This is a genomic window from Microbacterium sp. NPDC056234 (genome assembly GCF_042267585.1).
Taxonomy (GTDB): domain Bacteria; phylum Actinomycetota; class Actinomycetes; order Actinomycetales; family Microbacteriaceae; genus Microbacterium.
Genome location: NZ_JBHJTE010000004.1, coordinates 217,777 through 239,927, shown reverse-complemented (window position 1 = coordinate 239,927; position 22,151 = coordinate 217,777). Strand labels below are relative to the sequence as shown.

19 protein-coding genes and 1 tRNA gene are annotated in these 22,151 nt (G+C 67.4%); 8 read left to right on the top strand and 12 right to left on the bottom strand.

Annotated features, from left to right (window positions below; all coding sequences use genetic code 11):
* Window positions 1-72 (bottom strand) — tRNA-Gln (locus tag ACFCYE_RS13055).
* Window positions 73-193: 121 nt separating this feature from the next.
* Between ACFCYE_RS13055 and ACFCYE_RS13050 the strand changes: the two genes are divergently transcribed.
* Both ACFCYE_RS13050 and ACFCYE_RS13045 read left to right on the top strand, forming a co-directional pair.
* The gene (locus tag ACFCYE_RS13050; RefSeq protein WP_376179324.1) at window positions 194-703 is read left to right on the top strand and encodes a GNAT family N-acetyltransferase; all 510 of its coding nucleotides are present in this window, start codon (window positions 194-196) and stop codon (window positions 701-703) included.
* The gene (locus ACFCYE_RS13045; protein ID WP_376179322.1) at window positions 700-1,194 is read left to right on the top strand and encodes a MarR family winged helix-turn-helix transcriptional regulator; all 495 of its coding nucleotides are present in this window, start codon (window positions 700-702) and stop codon (window positions 1,192-1,194) included. Before ACFCYE_RS13050 ends, ACFCYE_RS13045 begins: the two co-directional genes overlap by 4 nt.
* Window positions 1,195-1,198: 4 nt before the next feature.
* Here ACFCYE_RS13045 and ACFCYE_RS13040 read toward each other — a convergent pair whose 3' ends face one another.
* Window positions 1,199-2,140 carry an NADP-dependent oxidoreductase gene (locus tag ACFCYE_RS13040; RefSeq protein ID WP_376179320.1) on the bottom strand — a complete coding sequence of 314 codons (942 nt, stop codon included), beginning with the start codon at window positions 2,138-2,140 and terminating at the stop codon, window positions 1,199-1,201.
* A 106-nt stretch (window positions 2,141-2,246) separates the two neighbouring features.
* Between ACFCYE_RS13040 and ACFCYE_RS13035 the strand changes: the two genes are divergently transcribed.
* The 3 genes from ACFCYE_RS13035 (at window position 2,247) to ACFCYE_RS13025 (ending at window position 5,713) form a co-directional block, all read left to right on the top strand.
* A complete protein-coding gene (locus ACFCYE_RS13035) occupies window positions 2,247-3,182 on the top strand; it encodes a GlxA family transcriptional regulator (protein ID WP_376179317.1) in 936 nt (311 codons plus the stop codon).
* Window positions 3,183-3,198: 16 nt separating this feature from the next.
* Window positions 3,199-4,104, top strand: coding sequence for a pseudouridine synthase (locus ACFCYE_RS13030; RefSeq protein ID WP_376179579.1), 906 nt, complete (start codon window positions 3,199-3,201; stop codon window positions 4,102-4,104).
* 106 nt (window positions 4,105-4,210) lie between these two features.
* Window positions 4,211-5,713 (top strand): arylsulfatase, encoded by a 1,503-nt coding sequence (locus tag ACFCYE_RS13025; protein WP_376179315.1) that lies wholly within the window; start codon window positions 4,211-4,213, stop codon window positions 5,711-5,713.
* A gap of 51 nt (window positions 5,714-5,764) precedes the next feature.
* On the opposite strand, the gene ACFCYE_RS13020 is transcribed toward ACFCYE_RS13025, so the two are convergent.
* From ACFCYE_RS13020 to ACFCYE_RS12980, 9 genes are all read right to left on the bottom strand, one after another.
* Entirely contained in the window at window positions 5,765-7,573 is a 1,809-nt protein-coding gene (locus ACFCYE_RS13020) for an ATP-binding cassette domain-containing protein (RefSeq protein ID WP_376179314.1), read from the bottom strand.
* 46 nt (window positions 7,574-7,619) lie between these two features.
* Window positions 7,620-8,411 carry a hypothetical protein gene (locus ACFCYE_RS13015; protein WP_376179312.1) on the bottom strand — a complete coding sequence of 264 codons (792 nt, stop codon included), beginning with the start codon at window positions 8,409-8,411 and terminating at the stop codon, window positions 7,620-7,622.
* A 69-nt stretch (window positions 8,412-8,480) separates the two neighbouring features.
* The gene (locus ACFCYE_RS13010; protein WP_376179310.1) at window positions 8,481-9,599 is read right to left on the bottom strand and encodes a substrate-binding domain-containing protein; all 1,119 of its coding nucleotides are present in this window, start codon (window positions 9,597-9,599) and stop codon (window positions 8,481-8,483) included.
* A gap of 46 nt (window positions 9,600-9,645) precedes the next feature.
* Window positions 9,646-10,998 carry a multiple monosaccharide ABC transporter permease gene (mmsB, locus tag ACFCYE_RS13005; RefSeq protein WP_376179309.1) on the bottom strand — a complete coding sequence of 451 codons (1,353 nt, stop codon included), beginning with the start codon at window positions 10,996-10,998 and terminating at the stop codon, window positions 9,646-9,648.
* Complete coding sequence (gene mmsA / locus ACFCYE_RS13000) at window positions 10,995-12,515, bottom strand: multiple monosaccharide ABC transporter ATP-binding protein (protein ID WP_376179578.1); 1,521 nt, start codon at window positions 12,513-12,515, stop codon at window positions 10,995-10,997. Before mmsA (ACFCYE_RS13000) ends, mmsB (ACFCYE_RS13005) begins: the two co-directional genes overlap by 4 nt.
* A 155-nt stretch (window positions 12,516-12,670) precedes the next feature.
* Window positions 12,671-13,684 (bottom strand): LacI family DNA-binding transcriptional regulator, encoded by a 1,014-nt coding sequence (locus tag ACFCYE_RS12995; RefSeq protein WP_376179308.1) that lies wholly within the window; start codon window positions 13,682-13,684, stop codon window positions 12,671-12,673.
* A gap of 162 nt (window positions 13,685-13,846) precedes the next feature.
* Window positions 13,847-14,266 (bottom strand): hypothetical protein, encoded by a 420-nt coding sequence (locus ACFCYE_RS12990; RefSeq protein WP_376179306.1) that lies wholly within the window; start codon window positions 14,264-14,266, stop codon window positions 13,847-13,849.
* Window positions 14,267-14,381: 115 nt separating this feature from the next.
* Entirely contained in the window at window positions 14,382-15,614 is a 1,233-nt protein-coding gene (locus ACFCYE_RS12985) for an ROK family protein (protein ID WP_376179305.1), read from the bottom strand.
* Complete coding sequence (locus ACFCYE_RS12980; RefSeq protein WP_376179303.1) at window positions 15,611-17,140, bottom strand: ATP-binding cassette domain-containing protein; 1,530 nt, start codon at window positions 17,138-17,140, stop codon at window positions 15,611-15,613. The genes ACFCYE_RS12985 and ACFCYE_RS12980 overlap by 4 nt, the downstream gene beginning before the upstream one ends.
* Before the next feature lie 173 nt (window positions 17,141-17,313).
* On the opposite strand from ACFCYE_RS12980, the gene chvE reads away from it, so the two are divergent.
* From chvE to mmsB (ACFCYE_RS12965), 3 genes are all read left to right on the top strand, one after another.
* Complete coding sequence (gene chvE / locus ACFCYE_RS12975) at window positions 17,314-18,462, top strand: multiple monosaccharide ABC transporter substrate-binding protein (protein WP_376179302.1); 1,149 nt, start codon at window positions 17,314-17,316, stop codon at window positions 18,460-18,462.
* Window positions 18,463-18,550: 88 nt separating this feature from the next.
* Entirely contained in the window at window positions 18,551-20,101 is a 1,551-nt protein-coding gene (gene mmsA / locus ACFCYE_RS12970; protein ID WP_376179300.1) for a multiple monosaccharide ABC transporter ATP-binding protein, read from the top strand.
* Window positions 20,098-21,321: a multiple monosaccharide ABC transporter permease gene (gene mmsB / locus ACFCYE_RS12965; protein WP_376179299.1), complete on the top strand. Its 1,224-nt coding sequence runs from the start codon at window positions 20,098-20,100 to the stop codon at window positions 21,319-21,321. Before mmsA (ACFCYE_RS12970) ends, mmsB (ACFCYE_RS12965) begins: the two co-directional genes overlap by 4 nt.
* Before the next feature lie 46 nt (window positions 21,322-21,367).
* Here the strand turns inward: mmsB (ACFCYE_RS12965) and ACFCYE_RS12960 are convergent, their stop codons facing one another.
* Entirely contained in the window at window positions 21,368-22,123 is a 756-nt protein-coding gene (locus tag ACFCYE_RS12960) for a 4-(cytidine 5'-diphospho)-2-C-methyl-D-erythritol kinase (protein ID WP_376179576.1), read from the bottom strand.
* Window positions 22,124-22,151: the final 28 nt, after the last annotated feature.

Below are 22,151 nucleotides of genomic sequence, written 5' to 3'. Positions count from 1 at the left end.
CTCCGCCGCCAGGACTCGAACCTAGACCTAACAGCTCCAAAGGCTGTCGTGCTGCCATTACACCACGGCGGACCGCGGCATCCTTGACGGAAGCCGCCCGTCAAGTCTGCCATGCCCAGGCTGCACGACACGTGCGGACGTCCTGAGTGCGCCACGTCATCCGTCTGAAACACACCACTGGGATGCTGGAGCGATGACCGTCACCATCGAGCGAGTGCGAGCTTCGACGCCGGCTCTGGCCGAGTTCATCCTCGCCCACCACGCCGACATGGTCGGCACCGCCCCACCCGAGAGCCAGCACGCGCTGCCGCTGGAGGGCCTGCTCACCGCTGGCGTCCGCCTGTTCGCAGCGATCGAGAACGGCGTGCCGATCGCGACGGGTGCCCTCTCGGCCGTCGAGGCCGGACATGAGGAGCTCAAGTCGATGCGCACCCACCCCGACCTGCGCGGCAGAGGGATCGGGCGGACGATGCTCGCGTTCCTGATCGAGGATGCCCGCAGCCGCGACATCGTTCGGCTGTCGCTCGAGACGGGCGCGGACGACTTCTTCGCCCCGGCTCGAATGATGTACACCCGAGCGGGATTCGTCGAGTGCGACGCCTTCGGACGATATGCCCCCGACCCGCTCAGCACGTTCATGACTCTCGCGCTGATGCGCGGCGGGGCTGATCGCGCGGTGCGACGCGCGATAATGAACGGATGAGCGAGGCGGATGAGGTCGATCGGATCGTCGAGGCGTGGAACGTGCAGCGCCCCGATCTCGACTTCTCGCCGCTGGAAGTGCTCTCCCGGATGGACCGGCTCACGCGCCTGCTGGATCGGGCACGGCGCGACGTGTTCCGACGCAGCGAGCTCGAGTCGTGGGAATGGGATGTGCTGTCCGCGCTGCGCCGGTCGGGTGATCCCTTCCAGTTGAGCCCGAAGCAGCTGCTGCAGCAGACGCTGGTCTCCAGCGGGACCATGACCAACCGGATCGACCGGCTCGTCGCCCGGCGGCTCGTGCGGCGCGAAGCGGATCCGGGCGACGGCCGCAGCATCCTCGTCACGCTGACGGACGACGGCCGCACCCGCGTGGATGCGGCCATCACCCGACTCGTCGACGTGGAGGCCGACCTGCTGCAGGCCCTCCCCCGCGGCGACCGCGACCGCCTGGCGACCCTGCTGCGCAAACTGAGCCTGAGCTTCGACTCCTGAGAGGTCAGAGATCCCGGTCGACGATCACGGCCACTTTTCCCGTGACCCGTCCGGATTCGACCCTCTCCTGAGCAGCGGCGAGCTCGTCGAGCCGGAAGGTCGAATCCAGGTGGACCGTCGCCGCGCCGGCCTCGGCGAGCGCGGCGATCTCGGCCAGTTGCGTCCCATCAGCACGGACCAGGATCCGCTCGACGGGAGCGGCACCCCAGGCTTCGAGCTGCTCCCGCTGCTCGTCGGGCAGACCGGTGATCGTGATCACCGCCGTCCCTTCGCCGACGGCGCCTCGGGGCGGCAGAGTGTCGTCGACCGTGATGATCACGGCATCCACCCGCGGCACAGCGGCAAGCTCAGCCGCATCGCGGTAGTCGATCACCTGCCCGGCACCCCACGAACGGACGAGATCGTTCTTGGCCTCGCTCGCTGTGGCGATGACCTCGGCGCCACGGGCCTTCGCGAACTGGATCGCCAGATGTCCGACGCCGCCGGCGCCGCCGAGCACCAGCACGCGCTGACCGGCGGTCACTCCAGCCGCCTCGAGAGCCTGCCAGGCGGTCAGCGCCACGAGCGGCGCGGCCCCCGCCTGGGCGGTGCTCCACGACGCCGGAGCTGGCGCCAGATCCCCCGCGGCGACGATCGCGTACTCGGCGAGGGTGTGCGCCGCAGCGGGGAATGCCGCGAGCGCGAACACGCGGTCGCCCACGGACCAGCGATCGGCGCCATCGCCGACAGCGCTCACGATTCCGGCGACATCCCACCCCGGTCGATCGGTGTACTCGATCGGTCCGAAATCGGTCGCCGCCGCGCGGATCTTGACGTCCACAGGATTGAGTCCGACCGCGCCGACCTTGACGACGACCTCTCCCCGGCCCGCCTGGGGGTTCTCGATCTCGGTGAGGGAGATGACCTCTGCGGCCTGACCTGCACCGGAGTACTTCACTGAGCGCACGTGCGCACCTTTCTCTCATACGACCGATGTGGTCGCAGGACCAGCCTGCGCTGCGATCGAGCTCGACAACAGTGGCCGGATAGACAATATGTGTAAAGATATGGCCATGCATCGTGTGGTCGTCGTCGCGCTTCCCGGAGTCTTCCCCTATGAGCTGGGCATCCCCGCTCGGTTCTTCCGCGCCGCCCAGCGCGACGGAACCCCGCTGTACTCGGTGACGACCTGCACGCTCGACGGTCGCCCGGTGCAGACGAACAGCGATTTCTCCATCGCACCAGAGGCGGACCGCGATGCGCTGCGGCTGGCGGACACCGTCATCGTTCCGCCGTGGAGCGAGGCGGAGACGTCCGGCGATCCGATCGGGCTCGCCGAATTCGCCGATCGACGCATCGTGAGCTTCTGCACCGGCGCATTCACGGTCGCCGCCTCCGGCCTTCTCGACGGGAAGGAGGCCACGACGCACTGGTGCGCCTCCGCCGAGTTCGAGCAGCGCTTCCCGCAGGTGCGGCTGCGCCAGGACGAACTGTTCGTCGACACCGGCGCCGTGCTCACCGCGGCCGGGGCATCCGCCGCCATCGACGCGACCATGCACCTGATCGCGAGCGATCACGGCGCAGCAGTGGCGGCGACCGTCTCGCAGGCCACGCTCGCCGCGCCGCACAGAGGAGGGGGCCAGCGTCAGTTCGTCGCCAAACCTGCCGTCGCCGGCTCGGCGACCGGCTCAGCGAGCGACATCCAGACCTGGCTGCTGGCGCGCATCGACGAGCCGCTCTCCCTCGGCGAGGTCGCCACCGGCTTCGGCATGAGCGTTCGCACGCTCACGCGGCGCTTCCGCGCCGAGACCGGACGCACCGTGGGCGACTGGTTCGCCGACGCGCGCGTCGATCGCGCGAGGGAGCTGCTGGAGACGACGGAGCTGCTCGTCGACGATGTCGCGACCCGTTCGGGGTTCGGCACCGGGGCGGCGCTGCGCAAGCACTTCCGGGATCGGATCGGACTGTCGCCGCAGCAGTATCGGTCGCGGTTCAGCCGCGCCGCGTAGGCTTAAGCGAATGGGCATGCTCTCCCCCCTGCCGGCGCGCGACGGCGTCGGGGCGACCCGGCTGCACGTGCCGCTGCACGGGGACTGGCCGACGATCGCGGACTACATGGTCGAGCGGTTCCATCACCTCGACTCCGACATGCTCCGGACGCGCTTCGACCAGGGTGAGATCGTCGCGCGCGATGGCACGGCGGTGAGCCGGGATGCCCCGCTGGGTGCCGAGGAATTCGTCTGGTACTACCGCGAACCTCCGGTGGAGACCGATATCCCGTTCGACATCGAGATGCTCCACGAGGACCGCGACCTCGTGGTGATCGACAAGCCTCACTTCCTGCCGAGCACTCCCGGCGGCAAGTACCTGCAGAGCTCTGCGCTGGTGCGGCTCCGCCGCCTGCTCGGCAACGATGAGCTCACGCCGATCCATCGGCTGGACCGCGCGACGGCCGGGCTGCTGATGTTCTCGGCCCGGCCCGAGACGCGCGGCGCCTACCAGCTGCTGCTGCAGAACCGCCGGGTCGAGAAGGTGTACGAGGCGGTCTCGGCGCGCCCCGCCGACCCGCTGATCTTCCCTCTCGTCTACCGCAACCACATCGTGAAGGAGCGCGGACACGTCTGCGTGCGGGTGGATGCCGAGCGCGAGCCGAACTCGGAGACGCTGATCGAGCTCCTGTCCGCCGACGACCGTGTCGTGCACACGCTGCTGCGTCCGCACACCGGAAAGATGCACCAGTTGCGTGTGCACCTGGCGGCACTGGGCATGGGCATCCTCAACGACGGGTTCTACCCCGAGCTGCTGCCCGAGACGCCGGACGACTTCGCGCGCCCCCTGCAACTGCTGGCGCGGGAGCTGCGATTCGTCGATCCGCTCAGCGGTGCCGCGCGGGAATTCCGCACGCGGCGCGCATTGGCCTTCGCGCCCTGAGCCTCGCCCCGCGCGGGCGAGACGACGATGCTTGCGTCGCGCGATGTGATGCACTGACTATTGGACAGGGACATCGCGCCGTCGGTGCGAGCCGGAAGGGATCACCATGGCTGACAAGCCGAATATTCTCATCATCTGGGGCGATGACATCGGCATCTCCAACCTCAGCACCTACACCGATGGCCTGATGGGCTATCGCACGCCGAACATCGATCGCATCGCCGACGAGGGCGTGAAGTTCACCGACTACTACGGCGAGCAGAGCTGCACCGCCGGTCGCGCCGCGTTCATCACGGGGCAGAACCCGTACCGCACCGGTCTCACCAAGGTCGGCATGCCCGGCGCGAAGCTGGGCCTGCAGCCGGAGGACCCGACGATCGCCGACGCCCTCAAGCACCACGGATACGCGACCGGACAGTTCGGCAAGAATCACCTCGGTGACCGCGACGAGCACCTGCCCACCGCGCACGGCTTCGACGAATTCTTCGGCAACCTCTACCACCTCAACGCCGAGGAGGAGCCGGAGCACCCCGACTACCCCACCGACGAGGAGTTCCCCGGTTTCAGCGAGAAGTTCCGACCGCGCGGGGTCATCCACTCCTGGGCGAACCCCGACGGGTCCCAGCGCATCGAGGACACGGGCCCTCTGACGAAGAAGCGCATGGAGACCGTGGACGAAGAGTTCCGCGACGCCGCGAGCGACTTCATCCGCCGCCAGGCCGACGATGACACCCCGTTCTTCGTCTGGTTCAACTCCACGCACATGCACTTCCGCACGCACACCAAGGAGGAGAGCAAGGGGCGTGCAGGACGGTGGCAGTCGAACTACCACGACACCATGCTCGACCACGACGATGTCGTGGGCAGCCTGCTGGACCTGCTCGACGAGCTCGGGCTGGCCGAGAACACGATCGTGATGTACTCGACCGACAACGGCCCGCACATGAACAGCTGGCCGGATGCCGGGATGACTCCGTTCCGCAACGAGAAGAACTCCAACTGGGAGGGCGCCTACCGTGTCCCGGCCATGGTCCGCTGGCCCGGCCGCATCCCCGCCAAGACCACGCTGAACGGAATCGTCAGCCATAACGACTGGTTCGTTACACTGCTCGCTGCCGTCGGCGACGGCGACATCGCCGACCGGTTGAGGGGCGGGACCGAGCTGCACGGCACCGAGTACACGGTGCACCTGGACGGCCACAACCAGCTGGACTACATCACCGGGGCGGCAGAGCACAGCCCTCGACGACACTTCTTCTACGTCTCCGACGACGGCGACCTCACGGCGCTGCGCTTCGAGAACTGGAAGCTGGTTTTCCTCGAGCAGCGCGCGGTCGGCACGCTCAGCGTGTGGCAGGAGCCGTACATCGAGCTGCGGTTCCCGAAGCTGTTCAACCTGCGCACCGACCCGTTCGAACGCGCGGACATCACGTCGAACACCTACTGGGACTGGGTGCTCGACCACGTCTTCCTGTTCGTGCCGGCGCAGGCATACGTGGCCAAGATGCTGCAGACCCTTCGCGAGTTCCCCGCGCGACAGGAGTCGGCCTCGTTCACGATCAACCAGGTCATGGCGAAGCTGGAGAACTCCACCGCCGGCGCTTCCTGAGCGCAGACACGATGGGCGGGTCAGGGCTTCCCCTGGCCCGCCTTTCGTGCGTCACCCGATCTGCTCGGTGAGCTCGAACCAGCGCAGTTCGAGTTCCTCGATCTCGGCCTCCCGCTCGCTGATCGCCTTCATCTTCTCGCCCAGACCCGCATAATCGGCCTGGTCGTGCTCGGCGAGCGCGTGCTTGGCTCTGTCGACCTGGTCGGTCAGCTTCTGGATGCGGCGTTCGAGCGCCGAGACCTCCTTCTGCGCGGCGCGCAGCGCAGCCCCGTCCAGACCCTTCTGCGCACCGGCCGTCGACGACGCCTGCGCCTGCGGCTCGGCATCCTGCAGCGCACGCAGGCGGAGATACTCGTCCACTCCCCCGGGAAGATGCCGCAGCCGGCCGCCCAGGACCGCATACTGCTGGTCCGTGACGCGCTCGAGGAAGTACCGGTCGTGGCTGACGACGAGAAGCGTGCCGGGCCAGGAATCCAGCAGGTCCTCGATCGCCGCGAGCATGTCGGTGTCCATGTCGTTGGTCGGCTCGTCGAGGATCAGCACGTTCGGCTGGTCCAGCAGCACGAGCAGCAGCTGCAGCCGTCGCTGCTGACCGCCGGACAGATCCTTGACGGGCGTCGAGAGCTGCGCCGTGGAGAACCCGAGCCGCTCGAGCAGCTGCCCCGGCGTGAGGTCCTGGCTCTTCGAGCCGGCACAGAACGTGTACGCCGTGCGCAGACCCGAGATCACGACGCGCACCGGATCGTTCCAGTGCTGGGCGAGCTCGTCGATGCGCTGCGTGAGCGTGCGCACCTGCACGGTCTTTCCGCGCTTGACCCTGCCGCTGGTCGGCTGGATCGTCCCCGCGACGAGGCCGAGCAGAGTCGACTTGCCTGCGCCGTTGACGCCGAGGATGCCGGTGCGCTCACCGGGGGCGATGCGCCACTCGACATCGCGCAGCACCTCGCTCGGCGGCGCGGCGGCGGTCGCCGGGTAGGTCACCCCGGCATCCAGCAGGTCGACGACATCCTTGCCGAGCCGCGCGACGGCCAGGGACTGCAGCGAGACGGTGTCGCGGATCTCGGGGACGTCCTCGATGAGCTGGTTGGCGGCATCGATGCGGAACTTCGGCTTGCTGGTGCGCGCCGGAGCTCCGCGGCGCAGCCAGGCGAGCTCCTTGCGGGCGATGTTCTGGCGCTTGGCCTCGGATGCCGCGGCCATCCGGTCGCGCTCGACACGCTGCAGGATGTAGGCGGCGTACCCGCCTTCGAAGGGCTCGACGATGCGATCGTGCACCTCCCAGGTCTCGGTGCACACCTCGTCGAGGAACCAACGATCGTGGGTGACGACGAGGAAGGCGCCCGTACCCGCCGCCCAGCGCTTCTTCAGATGCGCCGCGAGCCACGTGATCGCCTCGACGTCGAGGTGGTTGGTCGGCTCATCCAGGGCGATGATGTCCCAGTCCTGAGTCAGCAGGGCGGCGAGGGCGACCCGGCGGCGCTGACCTCCGCTGAGGGAGTCGACGGGGGCGTTCCAGTCCAGGTCCCTCAGGAGGCCGTGGATGACGTCGCGCACTCGCGCGTCACCGGCCCACTCGTACTCAGGGGTGTCCCCGACGACCGCCTGCGCGATCGTGTGCGCGTCGTCCAGCGTGTCCGCCTGGTCGAGGACGCCGACCGTGGTGCCCGCCCGCATCGTGACGCGTCCGGCATCCGGCTCCTTGCGTCCGGCGAGCATCGCCAGCAGCGACGACTTGCCGTCGCCGTTGCGCCCGACGATGCCGATCCTGTCGCCCTCCTCGATGCCGAGGGTGATGGAGTCGAAGACGACCTTGGTCGGGTATTCGAGGTGGAGGCCTTCGGCCCCGAGAAGATGTGCCATGTCCTCTCAAGGGTAGTCGCCGACGCCCGCTCGGCGCACCGCCGGGTCACGGCAGGGCGAGCGCGAGCGCGGTGCGCACGATCGGCGAGTGGTGCTGCACCATCCGGTCGTCCCACCGGCCGAGCAGGTGCAGCGTCGCGATCCGGAAGACCAGCGCGCGAAGGAGCATCTGCGCTCCTTCCGGCATGTCGCGCACGAGAGCCGCGAGCGGGGCGGTCGGCAAATCATGCCAGCAGGCCGCATCCGCGAGCACGATCGCCGATGCATAGCCGACGGGACGCCAGTACGGCGCCCAGTCGATGATCGTCGCGGGCGCTCCGCGCTCGAACAGCACGTTGCCGAGCAGGTCCCCGTGGACGATCTGCGACGGCGCTTCGATGGGTGCGAAGGCACCGGCCAGCTGCCCGAGCGTGGGATCGGTGGGCAGGTCCTCCTCCTGCCAGGCCATCCGATCCGCGCGCGACCAGGGATCATCGGCGACATCGACGAACGCCGGGCGCTCGAGTTCGGACAGCGCCGCGTGAAACGCGTTCCCCGTATCGAGGACGTCGACGACTCGCGTCTCGTCCGCCGCACCGGGAAGCCACTGCCACGCCTCCCACCGATCGAAGCTCCACTCCCCCGATTCCGCCCGGACCGGACGCGGCGCACGGAATCGTTCGGAGTGATCGAGCCGGGCGAGGACATCCGCCTTCCACTGCACCTCGCCATCGGCTTCGGACGGGCGCAGCACGATGTTCTCGGCACGCCACGCGAGGCCGCGACCGCCGGAGAGGTGCTGCAGTTCCGCCCCGGACGCCTCGAGCACGCGATCGGACGGACGACGCGGCTGGGTCATGGGCCGAGCATAGACGGAACGAGCCGCCCGGGCGGACCAGGGCGGCTCGTTCTGCGGTGCACGTCGTGCTTACTGGTACGACTCGACGATCTCGAGGAGGCTCGGGACGTTGGCGTATGCCTCTGCCGCGTTCTCCTTCGTGACGATGATCGGGTCGAGCAGGTACGCCGGGACGATCTTCTCGCCGTTGTCGTACGACTCGGTGTCGTTGACCTCGGCGTCCTCGCCGGCCTGCAGCTGCTGCACCATCTTGATGGACTGCTCGACGAGCAGCGTGGTGTCCTTGTTGATCGTGGAGTACTGGACGTCCTCCATGATCGACTTGACCGACTCGACCTCGGAATCCTGGCCGGTCACGACCGGAACAGGCTTTCCGGCCTGCTGCACCGAGGTGATGATGGCGCGCGCCAGGGTGTCGTTCGGAGACAGGACGCCATCGAGAACGGTGTCACCGCTGTACGAGCCGGTGAGCAGCGTGTCCATGCGGTTCTGTGCGTTCTCGGCGAGCCAGCCCTCGGTCGCCGTCTGAGCGATCTCGGTCTGCTCCGAGACCACGGTGAGCGTGCCGTCCTCGATCTTCGGCTTCAGAACGCTCATCGCGCCGTCGAAGAAGACCTTGGAGTTGGCGTCGTCCGGTGAACCGGAGAACAGCTCGATGTTGTACGGCGCCTCGTGACCGGCACGCTCCGCCAGCCCCTCGAGGAGCGCCGTGCCCTGGAGCTCGCCGACCTTGAAGTTGTCGAACGCGACGTAGTAGTCGACGGCCTCGGTGTTCTCGATGAGACGGTCGTACGCGATCACGTAAGCACCGGCATCCTGCGCAGCCTGCACCTGCGTGGCCAGCTGCTTGCCGTCCTTCGCGCCGATGATGATGACCTTGGCGCCGCCGGTGACCATCGCCTGGATCTGGTTCTGCTGCTCGGCGACCGTGTTACTGGCGGGGGCGTACTGGACGTCGGCCTTGAATCCGGCCTCCTCCAGTCCGTCCTTGAACAGCTGGCCTGCGAGCACCCAGTTCTCGCTGGTCTTGTCCGGAAGCGCGACACCGATCGTGGAGCCGGCCTCGAAGCCCGTGGTCTCCTCGGCGCCCGATTCTTCGGTTCCGCCGCCTCGTTCGCCGGAGCAGCCGGTGAGGGCGAGCGCTGCTGCGGCGACCAACGCTGTCGCCGTGACTGCCATTCTCTTCATGCGATCTCTTTCTCTGATGGTTTCTCTTGTGGTGCGGGGACTGCCGTCACTCGGACGGAGTCTCCTTCTTCCCGCTCGCGGTGCTCGCGGCGGAGGTCGGGTAGTCGGTGAGGTTCGGAGCGTCCTTCTGGTGACGACGGCGCATCAGCAGACCGGTGAGCGACGGGCGGCCCTGCTGCTTGTTCCAGACGTCGATGCCGACGGCGAGCAGCAGAACGAGGCCCTTGATCATGGCGACGACGTCGGCACCCTGGCCGAGAAGCGCGAGACCGTTGTTGAGGAACGCCATGACCAGACCACCGATGATCGAGCCGATCACGGTGCCGATGCCGCCGGCGACGGCCGCGCCGCCGATGAACACGCTGGCGATGGCGTCGAGCTCCCAGCCGGTGCCGTCGTTGGGGCCGGAGGCCTGCGAGCGGGCGACGAAGATCATTCCGGCCAGGGCGGCCATCATCGACATGTTCATCATCACGAAGAAGTCGACCCAGCGGTCCTTCACACCCGACAGGCGAGCGGCGTGACGATTGCCGCCGACCGCGTAGATGTGGCGGCCGAAGATCGTGTTGCGCGTGATGAACGAGTAGATGATGACCAGTGCCAGCAGGATGAGCCCCGGGACCGGGAAGCTCGTGCCGGGACGGCCGGTGGCGAACATCCAGCCCGCGGCGAGCACGACGACCGAGAGCAGCACGACCTTGGTCACGCTCACCCACAGCGGAGCGCTCTCCGAACCCATCTTGTGCTGGATGCGCCGCGTGCGGATCTCCCAGAAGATGAGCCAGGCCACGCCCAGAAGGGCGAGCACCATCGTGAGCACGTTGAACTCGAACGGGCCGCCGAGTTCGGGCAGGTAGCCCGTGCCGATGACCTGGAACCCCTTGGGGACGGGGATCGTCTGCGCGTCGCCGATGAACTGCTGAGCACCGCGGAAGAACAGCATCCCGGCCAGCGTCACGATGAAGGCTGGGACGCCGACGTACGCGACCCAGAAGCCCTGCCACGCGCCGACCAGTGCACCGACGCCGAGCCCGAGAAGGATCGCGGCCGGCCATGGGAGGTTCCAATCGGCCATCGATTTGGCCACGATGATGCCCACGAACGCCGCGACGGAGCCGACCGACAGGTCGATGTGCCCCATGATGATCACCATCACCATGCCGATCGCGAGGATCAGGATGAACGAGTACTGATTGACGACGTTGATCAGGTTGCCGGGGGTGAGGGTCGCACCGGCCGGGTTGCGCAGCACCGTGAGGATCTCGAACAGCGCGATGATCACGATCAGGCTGCCGAGGATGCCGAACTGGCGCATCGACGAGGTGTTGCCGCCGAACATCTTCTTGATATCGCCGAAGTGGAAGCCCTGCTTCGGAGTCGGGGTCGTCGTGGTGCTCATGCGTTCGCCTTCTGGTTCGTGGAGGTCATGCTGCGCATGAGCGCCTCCGGTGTCGCCTGGTCGCTGGGGATGCAGTCGGTGACGCGTCCCTCGAAGATGGTGTAGATGCGGTCGGAGATGCCCATCAGCTCCGGCAGCTCGCTGGAGATGACGATGACGCCCTTCCCGGCGGCCGCGAGCTCGTTGATGATCGAGTAGATCTCGTACTTCGCTCCGACGTCGATACCGCGGGTGGGCTCGTCCAGGATCAGCAGGTCGGGGTCCGTGAACATCCACTTCGCCAGCACGACCTTCTGCTGGTTGCCGCCGGACAGCTTGCCGACGCCCTCTTCGACCGTCGGCGTCTTGATGCGCAGGGCCTTGCGGTATCGCTCGGCGACCGCGTACTCCTCGCGATCGTCCACGACGCCGCGCTTGGAGATCTTGGACAGCTTCGCCGAGACGACGGCTCGTTTGATCGTGTCGAGCAGGTTCAGACCCAGCACCTTGCGGTCCTCGCTGACGTAGGCGAGGCCGTGCCGGATCGCCGACGAGACGTCGGGAAGCTCGATCGCCGCGCCCTCCTTGTACAGCTGGCCGCTCAGGTACGTGCCGTAGGAGCGACCGAAGATGCTCATCGCGAACTCGGTGCGTCCTGCGCCCATGAGACCGGCGATGCCGACGACCTCGCCACGGCGCACGTTCAGGCTGGAGCCCTTCACGACCATGCGCTCCGAGACGGTCGGATGCTGGACCCACCAGTCCTTGACCTCGAACAGCACTTCGCCGATCTCCGGGGTGCGGTCGGGGTAGCGGCTCTCGAGCGAACGACCGACCATTCCGCGGATGATGCGATCCTCGTTGATCTCGCCCCTGCTGATGTCGAGCGTCTCGACCGTGCGTCCGTCGCGGATGATCGTGATCTCATCGGCGATCTGCTCGATCTCGTTGAGCTTGTGGCTGATCATGATCGACGCGATGCCCTTGGCCTTGAGACCAAGGATCAGGCCGAGCAGGTGCTGCGAGTCGTTCTCGTTGAGCGCGGCCGTCGGCTCGTCGAGGATGAGGAGCTTGACGTCCTTGTTGAGCGCCTTGGCGATCTCGATCAGCTGCTGCTTGCCGACACCGAGGTGCTTGATGGCGATGTCCGGGTCCTCGTCGAGGCCGACGCGCGCGAGCAGCTCGGTGGCTCGCGTCTTCGCCTTCTGCCAGTCGATGGTGCCGAAATGCGCGAGTTCGTTGCCGAGGAAGATGTTCTCGGTGATCGACAGCTCGGGGATCAGCGCGAGCTCCTGGTGGATGATCGCGATGCCGGCCTGCTCGCTGGCCGCGATGTCCTTGAAGCGCTGCTCCTGGCCGTAGAGCAGGATGTCGCCGTCATAGGTCCCGTACGGGTAGACACCCGACAGGACCTTCATGAGGGTCGACTTGCCTGCACCGTTCTCGCCGCAGATCGCATGGATCTCGCCGGCGCGCACGGTGATGGAGACATCGGACAGTGCCTTGACGCCGGGGAACTCCTTGGTGATGCCACGCATCTCCAGGATGGGCCCCGATACGACCGGCAACGTTGCTGTGCTGCTCACGGATCTTCCTCGATACTTGACGGCCAGTCTCAATGTGACCGTTCACATGAGACACAATATTGCGCCTCCGTCGGCCCGCTGTCAAGTGGACCGCGGAATCCGAGGCGCTATCGAGACGCGCTGGAGGCCCTGACGCGCAGCAACGGCTCGACCGGACCGAACTGCGGGGCAGGTTCGCGGCGGATCTCGGCGAGCAGGATGCCGACGGCTCTGCGCCCCAGTTCAGGGAAGTCCTGGTGGACCGTGGTCAGCGGCGGCCAGACATGAGCGGCGACGGGGATGTCGTCGAAGCCGACCACGCTGACATCGCCCGGAACGTCGAGACCGGCGTCGCGGAACCCGTGCATGAGGCCGATCGCCATCAGATCGTTCGCCGCGAACACCGCCGTGAAGTCCCGCCGGCGCGCGAGTTCCGTCCCGGCGAAGTATCCGAAATCCGCCGTCCAATCACCGCGGATCGGCGGGATCGTCGGCAGGTCGGCCTCACGCAGTGCGTCGAGGTAGCCGCGCATCCTCGACTCGGCCTCGATCCAGTCCTGGGGTCCGGCGAGGTGAAGGATGTCGACGTGCCCCTGCCCGATGAGGTGCTCGGTGACCGAGCGCGCGCCGGCGACCTGGTCGGCGGAGTGCGTGAAGCCGTCGGAGCCTGACGCCGTCTGCAGACTGACCAGGGGCACTCCGACCGCCATGCCGCGCAGGACGTTGAACACCCGGACCTGCGGCGCCAGCGCGACGATTCCGCTGACCTGCTCGCGCCCGAGCTGCCGGATCGCCTCGCCGATGGCCTCGGGCGAGGTCGTCGGCAGATTGACGGTGTTGACCGAGTACCCCTCGGCGCGCGCGGCATCCTCGATGCCGGCGATCGAGGACGTCGGGCCGAATTCTCCGATCGTCGCCGACAGGATGCCGATCGTCGTGGTCGTGCTGGTGACCAGCGCGCGCGCGGCGAGATTCGGTCGGTAATCGAGCACGGCGATCGCATCCTGGACGCGCTTCTTCGTCTCCGGCCGGATGCTGGGATGGTCGTTCAGGACGCGCGACACGGTCTGATGCGAGACACCGGCCAGACGTGCGACATCGCGGATGCTGGGGACGCGTGCTCGCTCGCCGGAGGCCGCCATCGCATCGCCTCCCTCGCGTGTGCACGGTCACATTCGTCATCCCATTATGTATCCAGCGCACAGCGTGCGCATCCCGACAGGCGCGATCGTCGTCGGATGCGCACAGAACGGGGTCGGAGCGCTCCCCCCGCGCTCCGACCCCAGGGGCCCGTGGCCGCGATGTCAGGCTCGCGGCGCGAGCCCCGCATAGAGCAGATCCCCGGTCTGCGGCTCGCGCAGCACCAGCACCTGCTCGCCCACCCGTGGGATCTCCAGCCGGGACACGAGAGCTGCGATGGCCATCTGCTGTCCGTTCAGATCCAACGTGAGGACGATGCTGGGGTCGTCATTGATGGTCTGTCCGGTGTCCTGCAGGGCGAGCACTGTCGCCGCTTCCGTCGGCGCACCGGTGGCCCGCAGCCGCGCGACGTACTCGGCCCTGTGCAGCGAGTTCGTGGCTCCCTGCATGGCCTCGGTGAACTCGCGTCCCATGAATGCCTGAGTCATCTTGCCCATGAGTCCCCGACCCTGGGCGATGTCGTCGGCCATCTGCATGGCCTCCGCCTGACGTTGCTCCTGCGACTTCCTGTTGAACAGTCCCATGATCACTCCTGACGTTTCGCGGTGTCTGTCGTGGTCCACGCTAGGAAGGCGTGACCACTCCCGATCACAGGTTCGACGGCAGACGCTCACGGGCACGCAGAGAGGGCTGGGGGTGTCAGACCGCCGGCGCCCTCGAGACCGGATCGTTCAGCAGGGACTCGAAGGCGAGCTCGGCCGGCGCGATCTGCATCAGATGCGACCGCATGTGCGCACGCTCGAGTCGGACCGTGCGCCCCTCCGCCCCGACGGGGTGAATGCGCACCGCTGCCGACAGCCGCTCCCGACTCGTCGCGAGCAGTACGCCGAGATAGCCGGAGAGGACGACCATCTGGGGCGCGAACGCGTTGACGAAGTTCGTCAACGCGACCGAGAGCACGTCGACCTGTCTGGCGACCTCGGCGAGGATGACGGGGTCGCGCACGAGCCCGAGCTCGATGTCGAGCTCGTCCTCGTCCAGACCGCGTCGCCCCAGGAGCGCCAGCACCTTGGCCGGATGGACCTCGACCTGGAGGCAACCGCGACGGCCGCAGGAGCACAGCGCGCCGGACGTGTTCACCACGGTGTGACCGAACTCACCGGCGAACCCGGAAGTGCCGCGCAGCAGCGCGCCGTCGAGGACCAGCCCTCCCCCGATTCCGTTCATCGATCCGCTCAGGTAGAGCACGTTGTCGATGTCGCGGCCGATGCCGAACCGCGTCTCCGCCATGGCGCCGACGCTCGCGTCGTTGCCCACTCTCACCTCGATGCCCAGCGCGTCGGCGAGGCGGTGCGCCATGTTCTCGCGCCGCCAGCCGAGCGACGGCGCCAACAGCACCGTGCCGCCGTGATCGACCAGCCCTGGCACCGCGACGCCGGCACCGACGAGCCGGTAGTGCCGATCGATATCAGCGCGCATGCCTGCGACGAGCGAGGAGGCGACCTGCACGAAACGACGCGGACTCGGCGGTTTGGCCAGGTCGTGGCGCACACGCGAATGCACCGCACCGCCCAGACCGACCAGCGCCACCGACACCGCGTGCGGATCCGCGCTCACGCTGAGGGCCACGACGCGGTCCTCGGCGGCGACGCCCAGCGACGGGCGTCCGGCGCGGCCGGTCGGCTTCACAGCCGTCTCGCGGACGAGCTGCAGGTCGAGCAGCTCCTGCACGAGCCCGGTCACCGTGGAGCGGTTGAGCCCCGTGTGCGCGCCGATCTCCGACCGCGAGGTGGCGCCGGCACCATGCACCAGCTGCAGCACCGCCGCCAGGTTCTGCTGACGCACGTCCTCATTCGTCGTGCGCGCAGCCGGCCGCGCGGCGACGGGCGGCGTCGTGATCTCGGGGGCTGCCACCGTGCGTCTCGCGGTCATGACTTCTCGGCCGTCATGTGGCGCATCAGCAGCTCCTGCGTCGTGTCCGCCCTGGCGAACTCGCCCGTGATGCGACCGTGGGCGAGCGTGTAGATCCGATCCGCGAGGCCGATCACCTCTGGCAGCTCTGACGAGATGACGATGATCGCCTTCCCCTGGGCTGCGAGCTCGTTGATCAGTCCGTAGATCTCGTACTTCGCCCCGACGTCGATGCCACGAGTCGGCTCATCGAGGATGAGCACGTCCGGGTTCGTGAACATCCACCGCGACAGCACCGTCTTCTGCTGGTTGCCGCCGGACAGTGTCGCCGTGACCGAGGCCACGCTCGACGTCTTGATGTTCATCTTGTAGCGGTAGGCCTCGGCCACCTTGCGCTCACGAACGTGGTCCACGAGGCCTCTCGTGGCCAGGCGCCCCAATGCCGCCGCAGAGATGTTCGCCTGCACCGAGGCGAGCAGGTTCAGCCCGTCGTCCCGCCTGTCCTCCGGCACGTATGCGATGCCGTGGCCGATCGCCTCCCGGATCGTGCGCAGCTCGATCGGCTCGCCGCGCTTGAAAGCGCCCCCGGTGATCGCGCCGCCGTACGCCCGGCCGAAGATGCTCATCGCGAGCTCGGTCCGCCCTGCCCCCATGAGGCCGGCGATCCCCACGATCTCGCCGGCTTTCACGTGCATGCTCACATCATCGATGATCACACGCGCCGGATCGCTCGGATGCAGCACCGTCCAGTTCTGGACGCGGAACATCTCGTCGCCGATGTCCGGTTCCCGCGCGGGGAACAGGTCGTCGAGCGGACGGCCGACCATCGCCCTGATGATGCGGCCTTCGTCCGTCTCGGGGTCATCCACCCGCATCGTCTCGACCACGGCCCCGTCTCGGAGCACGGTGACGCGGTCGGCGACGCCGAGCACCTCCCTCAGCTTGTGCGAGATCAGCACGCACGTGATCCCGTGCGAGCGGAACTGATCCACGAGCGCCAGCAGCCGGTCGGAGTCGTCCCTGCCGAGCGCTGCGGTCGGCTCGTCGAGGATCAGCAGCTTCACGTTCTTGGCGAGCGCCTTGGCGATCTCGACCAGCTGCTGCTTGCCGATGCCCAACTCGCCCATCCGCGTCGCGGGGCTCTCCTCGAGGCCGACCCTCGCCATGAGCTCGGCGGCGCGCGCGTACGTGCTCGCCTCATCGACCAGCCCGAATCGGCTGAGCTCGTGCCCGAGGAAGATGTTCTCGGCGATCGTGAGGTCCGGGACGACGGCCAATTCCTGATGGATGATGACGATGCCCTCGGCCTCGCTGTCCGCCAGCGAACGGAAGCGCATCTCGCGTCCCTCGAACACGACGGAGCCTGCGAAGCTGCCGTGCGGATGCACGCCGCTGAGGATCTCCATGAGCGTGGACTTGCCCGCGCCGTTCTCCCCGCAGAGGGCGAGCACCTCGCCGCGGTGCACCTCGAGGTGGACGTCCTTCACCGCCACCGCACCGCGGAACCGCTTGGTCACACCCGTCATGCGCAGAATCTGGTCGGGCATCGCCTCACCTCTCCACGCCGATCGGATCCTGCCATGCTACCGAGAAAAATAATTTGTATGCAGGTACGTCAATATGCCATGCTTCGGGAGCGGAAGGCGCGTCTGCCCCTTCCGCAGCGGACACGGCGGTCCGCCAGCACGGCCCGCTGACCTTTCAAGGAAGAGAGATTGCAATGACAAGAAACGTCCTGCGCACCGCGGCGGCCACCGGCGCCGTCGTCTTCGCCTTCGGGCTCGCAGCATGCTCGAACGGCGCTGCTCCCGAGTCCGATGGCAGCGGCGAGTCCAGCGACATCACGGTCGGCGTCGCGATGCCGACCGAGACATCCGAGCGCTGGATCGCCGACGGCGACGCCGTCAAGTCGCAGCTCGAGGAAGCCGGCTACGAGGTCGACCTGCAGTTCGCGAACGACGACATCCCGCGCCAGCAGCAGCAGCTCGACCAGATGATCACCAACGGCGCCGACATCCTCATCGTCGCGTCGATCGACGGCACGGCTCTGGCCACCCAGCTCGAGAACGCCGCGAGCAAGGGCATCCCCGTGATCGCCTACGACCGGCTGATCAACGGCACCGAGGACGTCGACTTCTACGTCACGTTCGACAACTACACCGTCGGCGTCCAGCAGGCGCAGTCGCTGCTGCGCGGCCTCGGCTTCCTCGACGAGAACAACGAGGAGACCGACGCCACAGAGCCCAAGGCGATCGAGCTGTTCGCCGGTTCCCCCGACGACAACAACACGAAGTTCTTCTATCAGGGTGCGATCGACACCCTGCAGCCGTTCTTCGACGACGGACGCATCACGGTGCCGTCCGGACAGATCGACATGGACACCGTCTCGACGCTGCGTTGGGACCAGGCCACGGCGCAGAAGCGCATGGAAGACCTGCTCACCAGCACGTACGACGGAGGCGCGAAGCCGCTGGACGGCGTCCTCTCCCCGTACGACGGCATCTCCCGCGGCATCATCACGGCGCTCGAGAATGCCGGCTACGGCTCGACCATCGCCGACGGCCTGCCGGTCGTCTCGGGTCAGGATGCCGAGATCGCTTCGGTGAAGATGATCGCCGACGGCGTGCAGTTCGCCACGATCTTCAAGGACACGCGAAAGCTCGCCACCGAGGCTGTCGCGGCCGCCGACGCGTTCGCGAAGGGCGAGGACCCGGAGGCCAACGACACCGAGACATACGACAACGGCGAGAAGGTCGTCCCGTCGTACCTGCTCGAGTCCGACATCGTGGTGGCGGACAACATCGCCTCGCTGCTCGTCGACTCCGGCTACTGGACCGAAGAAGAGGTCGCCGCAGGCGTCGCGGACTGATCAGGCCCGGCGACGTCGGACTGCCGGGCTCCGGCTCGGCGGTCCGGCGTCGCCGACAGCCGTCATCCACTCACAGACAGGAGAGGCGATGTCCGACGCGATCCTCGAGATGCGCAACATCACCAAGAAGTTCCCCGGCGTCACCGTGCTCGACGAGGTCACGCTGACCGTGGCACGCGGCGAGATCCATGCGATCTGCGGCGAGAACGGGGCCGGAAAATCCACGCTCATGAAGGTGCTGTCGGGTGTGTACCCGCACAGCTCTTTCGACGGCTCGATCATCTTCGACGGCGAGCCGCAGCGGTTCAGCGCGATCAAGGACTCCGAGCACGCCGGGATCGTGATCATCCATCAGGAGCTGGCCCTGGTGCCGCATCTGTCGATCGCCGAGAACATCTTCCTCGGCAACGAGGTCGTCCAACGCGGCCTGATCGACTGGCACGAGGCCAACGCGCGAGCCGCACAGCTGATGGCGCGCGTCGGGCTGGATGAGAACCCGACGACGCCGGTCGGCCAGATCGGCGTCGGCAAGCAGCAGCTCGTCGAGATCGCGAAGGCTCTCACGAAGGATGTCCGCCTGCTCATCCTCGATGAGCCGACGGCAGCGCTCAACGACACCGACTCCGAGCACCTGCTCGGGCTGCTGCGCGGCCTGCGCGAACACGGCATCACCTGCATCATCATCAGCCACAAGCTCGGTGAGATCGTCGACATCGCGGATTCGACCACGATCATCCGGGACGGCAGGACGATCGAGACGATCGACATGAACGGCCCCGATGCCACGCAGGATCGCATCATCCGCGGCATGGTCGGCAGATCCCTCGACCGTCGATTCCCGGAGCGCACTCCCGCGATCGGCGCGGAGATCTTCCGCATCGAGAACTGGCGCGTGCTGCATGCGACGCAGCAGGACCGCGTCGTCGTGGACGATGCTTCGCTGTCCGTGCGCGCCGGCGAGATCGTCGGCATCGCCGGACTCATGGGCGCCGGTCGCACCGAATTCATGATGAGCGTCTTCGGGCGCAGCTATGGACGGGATGCTTCGGGGAAGGTCTTCCTGCACGGCGCCGAGATCTCCACGCGCACGGTCAAGGACGCGATCGCCAATCGCATCGCCTACGTCTCCGAGGATCGCAAGGAGTACGGGCTCAACCTGATCACCGACATCAAGACGAACATCTCCGCCGCCGCGCTGGGCAAGTTGACGTCGGGACCCTTCATCGACGGCAACCGGGAAGTGGAGGTCGCGGAAGCGTACCGGACCGATCTCAACGTCAAGTCCCGTACCGTGGCGCAGATCGTCGGGAACCTCTCCGGCGGCAACCAGCAGAAGGTCGTCCTGGCGAAGTGGCTCTACACGGACCCGGAGGTGCTGATCCTCGATGAGCCGACGCGAGGCATCGATGTGGGCGCGAAGTACGAGATCTACGAGATCATCGGCGCGCTCGCCGCTGCGGGCAAGGCCGTCATCCTGATCTCCAGCGAGCTGCCCGAACTGCTCGGTCTGTCCGACCGCATCTACACCCTCGCCTACGGGCGAATCACCGGGGAGCTCCCCGTCGCCGACGCGACGCAGGAAGCGCTCATGTCCCTCATGACGATCGAAAACTCTGCCAAGAAGGAGGCCGCGGCATGAACAACGTGTTCACCGAGGTCAAGGACCTGCTGACTCACAATCTCCGCACGTCCGGGATCTACATCGCGTTCGCCGCGATCATCCTGCTGTTCACGATCCTCACCGGAGGAACGCTGCTCAGTCCCGAGAACGTCACGAACATCGTGCTGCAGAACGCCCACATCCTGATCATGGCGCTCGGCATGATCCTCGTGATCGTGGGCGGCCACATCGACCTGTCGGTCGGTTCAGTCCTCGCCTTCGCGTCCGCTGTGTCAGCCGTGCTCGTCATCCGCATGGGCATGCCGTGGTGGGTCGGTGTGATCGCGGCCATCGTCACCGGCATCCTGGTGGGGCTGTGGCAGGGATTCTGGGTGGCGTACGTCGGGATCCCGGCCTTCATCGTCACTCTCGCAGGGATGCTCCTGTTCCGCGGCCTGACGTGGATGGTTCTCGCCAACGTCTCGCTGTCTCCGTTCCCGACCGAGTACCGGGAGGTCGCCAGCGGATTCATCGATGGCATATTCGGCACGATCACGGTGGGCCAGGGCGAAGGACTGAAGTCCGTCCCGCAGACCGTCGACGTCTTCACGCTCGTGATCGGCGTCCTCGCGGTGGGCGGCGTCATCGTCTCCTCGCTGCGCAGCCGGCGCACGCGCCGGGGCTACAACCAGACCGTCGAGTCGATGCCCCTCTTCGTGCTGAAGCTCGTCGTCATCTCGGCCCTGCTGCTGGCGTTCGCGTGGGCGCTCGCCTACAACCGCGGCTTCCCGATCGTCCTGATCGTCGTCGCCGTCCTCATCCTCATCTATCAGGTGATCGCGAACCGGACGGTGTTCGGTCGGCACGTGTACGCGGTCGGCGGCAACCTCTCGGCCGCCCGGCTCTCCGGCGTGAACGTGCGGAGCGTGAACTTCTGGATCTTCGTCAACATGGGCTTCCTGACGGGGATCGCGGCAGCGGTGTTCTCGTCGAGGTCGAACGGTGCACAGCCCGGCATGGGCAACATGTTCGAGCTCGACGTGATCGCGGCGTGCTTCATCGGCGGCGCCTCGACCATGGGCGGCGTGGGACGCGTCGGCGGTGCGCTGGTCGGCGGTCTCGTCATGGCGGTGATGACGAACGGCATGCAGCTGATGGGTGTCCCGCAGTCCAGCCAGCAGGTCGTGAAGGGCCTGGTCCTGCTCGCGGCCGTCGCCTTCGACATCTACAACAAGCGCCGCGCCGGCACCGTGCGCTGAGCGTGGCGAAAGGGGGTCGGAGCGTGCGCTCCGACCCCCTTTCGCGTCAGGCGGACAGGATGCGCGCGCCGCTGACGGGGCCGTGCACGTGCAGCGCCTCTCGGCCCTGCGACTCGAGTTCGTCCTGAACGTACCGTGCCGACTCCGGTGTGTCGCACAGGAAGGCGATCGTCGGACCTGAGCCGGAGACGATGCCGCTGAGCGCACCGGCATGCAGCCCCTCGCGGATGATCTCCTCGAGCGCGGGCCGCTCCTCGAGCGCGGCGGCCTCGAGATCGTTGTGCATGGCCGCCGCGAGCGAATGCGGGTCCCCGGCGCGCAGCGCCTGCAGCACGGGGATCGGCACGTCGAGCGATGGGGGCGGATCATCCGCCAGCGCCTCGCCTCGGGAGCGCTGCTCGTCCAGGCGCTGGTAGATCAGCGGGGTCGAAAGTCCTTCATCGCTGGGCACGAGCACCCAGTCGAATCGCCCGTGCGCCAGCGCCGGATTGAGCTGGTCGCCGCGCCCTGTGCCGACCGCCGTTCCGCCGTGCAGCGCGAACGGCACATCGGCTCCGAGCCTGGCCGCCAGTTCGTGCAGGCGGGCTGGCGAGAGTCCCGTCCCCCAGAGCGCATCGCAGGCCAGCAGCGCGGCAGCGGCATCCGCCGATCCACCACCCATGCCACCAGCGACAGGGACGCTCTTTCGCACTTCCAACGCCACGCCGCCCTCGTGCCCGGTCGCCGATGCGAGCAGCATGGGGGGTCGCCAAGCCCCGGTTGGATACGCCCGCGGCACGGGTGGCGGGGCCGCCCCCCCCATAACCCTGTTCGAGTAGGAGTGCGCCAGG